3 protein-coding genes and 1 pseudogene are annotated in these 5,434 nt (G+C 65.6%); 2 read left to right on the top strand and 2 right to left on the bottom strand.

The features are described 5' to 3' along the window. Positions 1-118: 118 nt before the first annotated feature. A complete protein-coding gene (locus G9E11_RS04025; protein ID WP_190603099.1) occupies positions 119-1,063 on the top strand; it encodes a glucose-6-phosphate dehydrogenase assembly protein OpcA in 945 nt (314 codons plus the stop codon). Positions 1,064-1,138: 75 nt separating this feature from the next. Here G9E11_RS04025 and G9E11_RS04030 read toward each other — a convergent pair whose 3' ends face one another. Further along, the gene (locus G9E11_RS04030; RefSeq protein ID WP_190603100.1) at positions 1,139-2,605 is read right to left on the bottom strand and encodes an MFS transporter; all 1,467 of its coding nucleotides are present in this window, start codon (positions 2,603-2,605) and stop codon (positions 1,139-1,141) included. Between the two features lie 375 nt (positions 2,606-2,980). Here G9E11_RS04030 and G9E11_RS04035 point away from each other — a divergent pair, with 375 nt between their 5' ends. Then, positions 2,981-4,066 carry an inositol-3-phosphate synthase gene (locus tag G9E11_RS04035; RefSeq protein WP_190603105.1) on the top strand — a complete coding sequence of 362 codons (1,086 nt, stop codon included), beginning with the start codon at positions 2,981-2,983 and terminating at the stop codon, positions 4,064-4,066. 155 nt (positions 4,067-4,221) lie between these two features. Here the strand turns inward: G9E11_RS04035 and G9E11_RS21365 are convergent. Next, positions 4,222-5,342 (bottom strand): annotated as a pseudogene (locus tag G9E11_RS21365) (glycosyltransferase). Positions 5,343-5,434 lie beyond the last annotated feature (92 nt).

The raw sequence follows: 5,434 nt of genomic DNA on the forward strand, positions 1-5,434 counted from the left end.
CCTTCGAAGAGTACTGGGCCGGTTTGGGTGAACAGCCCGAGCCCTATGCGCCCGGCAGCTGGGGCCCGGCCTCGGCCGATGAGCTGCTAGCCCGCGACGGACGCACCTGGAGAAGGCCATGATCGTAGACCTGCCCAACACCACCACCTCGAACGTGTCCAAGAAGATCCAGTCGCTGCGCGAGCAGGGCGGGGTGATCGCGCTCGGCCGGGTCCTGACCCTCGTGGTGGTCACCAAGTCCGGGCTCGAGGAGGAAGCGATCGAGGCCGCGAACGAGGCCAGCCGCGAACACCCCTGCCGGATCATCGTGCTCGCCGACGCCGGTTCGTCCGCGCCGAACCGGCTCGACGCGCAGATCCGGGTCGGCGGGGACGCCGGCGCCTCGGAGGTCATCGTGCTGCGCGGCTTCGGGGAACTCGCCGAGGAATCCGAGTCCCTGGTCGCCGCGCTGCTGCTGCCCGACGCCCCGATCGTGGCCTGGTGGCCGCACGGGGCACCGAAGAACGCGTCCGAAACCTCGATCGGACGGATCGCGCACCGCCGGATCACCGACTCGGCGAACGAGGCCGAACCCCAGGTCGCTTTGGAGAACATCCGGAACACCTACAAGGCCGGCGACACCGACCTCGCCTGGACCCGGCTGACGAACTGGCGGATCCAGCTCGCCGCCGTCCTGGACCAGGCCGACACCTCACCGGTGACCGCCGTCGCGGTCGAAGGCGCCTCGGACTCACCCAGCACCATCCTGCTCGCAGCCTGGCTGACCCTGTCCCTGGACGCCCCCGTCACCATCGTCGCGGACCCCGCAGGCACCGGCATCCGCCGCGTCCGGCTCACCCGCACCAGCGGCGACGTCCAGCTCTTCCGCCCCGGCCTCACCATCGCCGAACTCACCCAACCCGGCCAACCCGCACAACGCATCTCCCTCCCACGCCGCAGCCTCCGCGACTGCCTCGCAGAAGAACTCCGCCGCCTCGACCCCGACGACACCTTCGGCCTTGTGCTGGGAGCGCTTGATTTGGCGCGGGACTGGGAGGATGCGCCACTGCTGGCGCTGGTCTAAATAAGAGGCTGGCTTAAAAGGAAGTGCCCCCGTCGTTTGCTACGACGGGGGCACTTTGCTGTGTGGAAAGCGCGGCTAGCGCAACAATGGATTGACGTCCTGGGAGGCGATGAGCTCCTGCGCCTCGGCTTCCGTGTCCACGCTCGGCATGGAGCCCGGCAGCGGGCGGCCGGCGGATTCACGAAGAAAATAGATGGCGATCGCACCGATGACCGACGTCGCCATCAGGTAGTAGGCCGGGGCCATGTCGTCGCCGGTGGCCGCGATCAGGCCCTGGATCAGGAATGGCGTGGTTCCGCCGAAGATTGCCACGGAGAAGTTGTAGGCGATGCCCATGCTGCTGTAGCGGCTTGAGGTGGGGAACAGCGCCGGAAGTGCTGACGCGAGGTTGGCCACGTAGAACGTGACCGGGAAGGCGACCAGGGACAGGCCCGCCAGGGTGGACCAGACGTCGCCGATTCCGATGAGCATGAACGCGGGGACGGCAAAAAGGACGGTGCTTCCGGCACCGATCCACAGCACCGGACGCCGGCCGATGCGGTCCGAAAGCTTGCCGGTGAGCGGGATGCACAGTGACATCACCACCAGGACCGGAATGGTCAGCAGCGTGCCGTGGACGGGGTCGTAGCCTTTGGATTCGGTCAGGTACGTCGGCATATATGACGTCAAGGCATAACCGACGGTGTTGGCAGCGCCGGCGAGGATCATGGCCAGCACGATCGGGCGCCAGTAGGTTCTCAGGATGCCCATCGGGCCGCTGGCAACAGCCTTGTCGCTTGCGGCAGCTTCGCTGGCGGCTGCCTCCTGCGCGCCAAGGGTTGCCTGGAACTGGGGGGATTCCTCGATCTTGTTCCGGAAGTAGATGGCGATCAGGCCCAGCGGCCCGGCCACCAGGAATGGCAGCCTCCAGCCCCATTCCTCCATCGCGGCCTCACCAAGGGTGACCTGCAGGATGGAGACCGTGGCAGCGCCCAGGGCAAAGCCAATGTAGGAACCCATGTCCAGGAAGCTGGCGAAGAAGCCGCGGCGCTTGTCGGGCGCATACTCACACACGAACGTGGTTGCGCCGGCGTACTCGCCGCCGGTGGAGAAGCCCTGCACGAGCTTCAGGAGAACCAGCAGCGCGGCCGCCCAGACGCCTACTTGCGCGTAGCCGGGCAGGAGGCCGACGGCGAAGGTGCTGGCCGCCATCAGCATCAGGGTCGCGGCGAGCACCTTCTGGCGCCCTACTTTGTCCCCGAGCCAGCCAAACACGACGCCGCCGATCGGACGGGCAATGAAGGTCGCCGCAAAGGTGCCGAGCAGGAACAGGGTCTGCACGGTCCTGTCTGCTTCGGGCAGGAAGACTGGCCCCATGGTGGTGATCAGATAGCCGAACACGCCGACGTCGTACCACTCCATGGTGTTGCCCACGATGGTGCCACCAAGGGCCTTCTTAAGCATCCGCTGGTCCACGACATTGATGTCGGACGCCGTGAGCCGGCGGGAGTACTGTCTGTCTTTGCTGCTGTGATCGGCAGTGACATCACCTTTGATCGTCATACAGGTTCCTTACTGAATTTTTGGCGGGGGATACGCAAGCACGTGCGACCCGCGAGTGTTCCGCAGTAATCAACAGGCTTCGGCTTATGCAACAGCGTGCGTTAGCTCACAACTCAATGTCAAGAAATGACTTGAGCCGTTCCACTACTTTGGCGTCCCTGCCGAGGCGACCCTACCCGTTTGGGTAGGTGCAACCGTCCGATCATGGAATAGCGGGCGGGCGCGCCCTCGGGGGACGATAGAGGGCAGCATATTCGGATGAGATCGGCACTGCCGGGGGCGGCGCTTTGAATGTCCGAGACAGCTTATATCCCTGCCGGCCAACCCGGTCATCCCGGCCGCTCCCGGCAACAGCTTTTCCCCCAAAGGAGTTCCGTGTCTTCAAATCCGATTCGTGTTGCTATCGTCGGCGTGGGTAACTGTGCCGCTTCGCTGGTCCAGGGTGTCCATTACTACAGGGATGCCGACCCCCAGGGCACGGTTCCGGGTCTGATGCACGTGGAGTTCGGCAAGTACCACGTCAATGATGTGCAGTTCGTGGCGGCGTTCGATGTTGACGGCAAGAAGGTCGGCGTCGACCTGGCCGCCGCGGTCCTGGCCAGTGAAAACAACACCATCAAGCTTGCCGAGGTCCCGCCGACCGGTGTGACGGTCCAGCGTGGGCACACCTTGGACGGGCTGGGCCGGTACTACCTGGAGACCATTGAGCAGTCCACCAAGGAGCCGGTCGACGTCGTCCAGGCACTGAAGGACGCCCGGGCTGATGTCATGGTCTGCTACCTGCCGGTCGGCTCCCAGGAGGCCGCGGAGTTCTACGCGCAGTGCGCGATTGATGCGGGGGTGGCGTTCGTGAACGCGCTGCCGGTGTTCCTCGCCGGCACCAAGGAGTGGGCTGACAAGTTCACCGCCGCCGGTGTGCCGATCGTGGGTGATGACATCAAGAGCCAGATCGGTGCCACCATCACGCACCGCGTCATGGCCAAGCTGTTCGAGGACCGCGGTGTGACGCTGGACCGCACGTACCAGCTGAACGTGGGCGGCAACATGGACTTCAAGAACATGCTCGAGCGCGACCGGCTCGAGTCGAAGAAGATCTCCAAGACCCAGGCCGTGACCTCCAACGTCGAGGCCGAGCTGGCAGCCAAGGATGTCCACATCGGCCCGTCCGACTACGTGCAGTGGCTCGATGACCGCAAGTGGGCGTTCGTGCGCCTGGAGGGCCGGAACTTCGGTGATGCGCCGGTGTCTTTGGAGTACAAGCTGGAGGTCTGGGACTCGCCGAACTCCGCGGGTGTGATCATCGATGCGATCCGTGCGGCGAAGATCGGCCTGGACCGCGGCATCGGCGGCCCGCTGCTGTCGGCGTCGAGCTACTTCATGAAGTCCCCGCCGGAGCAGTTCAACGACGACCTCGCCCGTGAAAAGGTCGAGGCCTTCATCCGCGGCGACCTCGACCGCTGACCTCCCCCGGACCCTCCCTCACTTCCTGCAGGTTTCACGCGCACCCTTCCTCAGGTCCTGCAGGTTTTGACCGGACGAGTCCACAGGTCCTGCAGGTTTTCCAGCGATGCTCCCTCACCTTTGGTGGGGGAGCGTCTGCTTAAGCGATGGGGAGGCTACCCGGCCAGGACTGCGAGACGTCCGAGGCGCTGTACCGCGGCGGTGTGGTAGCTGTCGAGGGTGACGGCGGCGGTGCGTTGCCAACCGGAGTTTGCCCCGTGGATGGCGGCGTCGATCCCCATATTGTGGCGGGTGGCGGGGTCGTCATGGAGAGCTTCGAGGGCGTCGGCCCAGTCGGCGGCGTGATGGCCGTCCACCAAAAGCCCGCTGCGGCCGTCAATGACGGCGCTGCCCAGGCCACCCACCCGAGTGGCGACCACGGGGGTGCCGCAGGCCTGGGCTTCCAGGGCCACAAGCCCGAATGACTCGCTGTAGGAGGGCATGACGACGACGTCGGCCGAGCGGTACCAGGAAGCCAGTTCCGGTGCGCCGACCGGCGGGTGGTGAGTGACGGCGTCGTCCATTCCTTCGGCGGTGACAATGGCGTCCAGGTCGAAGTCCCGGGCGCCGCTCAGCGCGCCGAGAACGGTCAGTTTGAGGTCGATGTCGGGGCGCCGGCGGCGGAGGAGGGCGGCGGCCCTGATCAGGATCGATCTGTTCGGCGCCGGCGTCGTAATGCGAAACCAGCTCGGCAGCCTCGGCGCCGGTGTTGGCAATCAGGCGCGTGACGCCGTCGACGATGCGGTGTTCGCCTTCCTCGCGGCGCCGCGGCTCGGGCTCCTCGCCGGACTGCAGCACCAAATTCTTAACCTTGGCCATGGTGTGCATTGTGTGAACCAGAGGAACGTCCCACAGCCAGGAGAGCTCCAGTCCTGCCATGCCGGAAATCCAGTAGTGGGAGTGGATGACGTCGTACCGGCCGTGCGGCTGCCACGCGGCGATCCGCTGGATCTCGGCCACCATGCAGTGCAGCAGGTCCGGCATTTCCTCTTTGGACAGCCTGCGCAGCGGCCCGGCGGTGACGTTGTGGACGCGGACCCCCGGATGGGGATGTTCGACGGCGGCCCGGCCGGCTGACGTGGCCCGCGTGAAAATATCAACCTCCGCGCCGGACTCCGCCAGGGCTGCGGCGAGGCCGCGAATGTAGACGTTCATGCCGCCGGCGTCCCCTGAACCCGGCTGTTCCATGGGGGGAGGTGTGCAGTGACAGGAATGCCACACGCTTGATTGCAGACATGGGCCGTTCTTTCTGGTCTGTTTAGTGGTGCACGAACGGCCCCCATCCAGAGGACGGGGGCCGTTCGGGTGTAGCTGGTTTGTTACTGCGCG

The organism is Arthrobacter ipis (assembly GCF_014694315.1).
GTDB lineage: Bacteria > Actinomycetota > Actinomycetes > Actinomycetales > Micrococcaceae > Arthrobacter > Arthrobacter ipis.

What these genes read in the sequence shown, in the direction of transcription:
- G9E11_RS04025 (WP_190603099.1), top strand. Translation starts at nt 119, where the DNA reads ATGATCGTAGACCTGCCCAACACCACCACCTCGAACGTGTCCAAGAAG.
- G9E11_RS04030 (WP_190603100.1), bottom strand. Translation starts at nt 2,605, where the DNA reads ATGACGATCAAAGGTGATGTCACTGCCGATCACAGCAGCAAAGACAGA.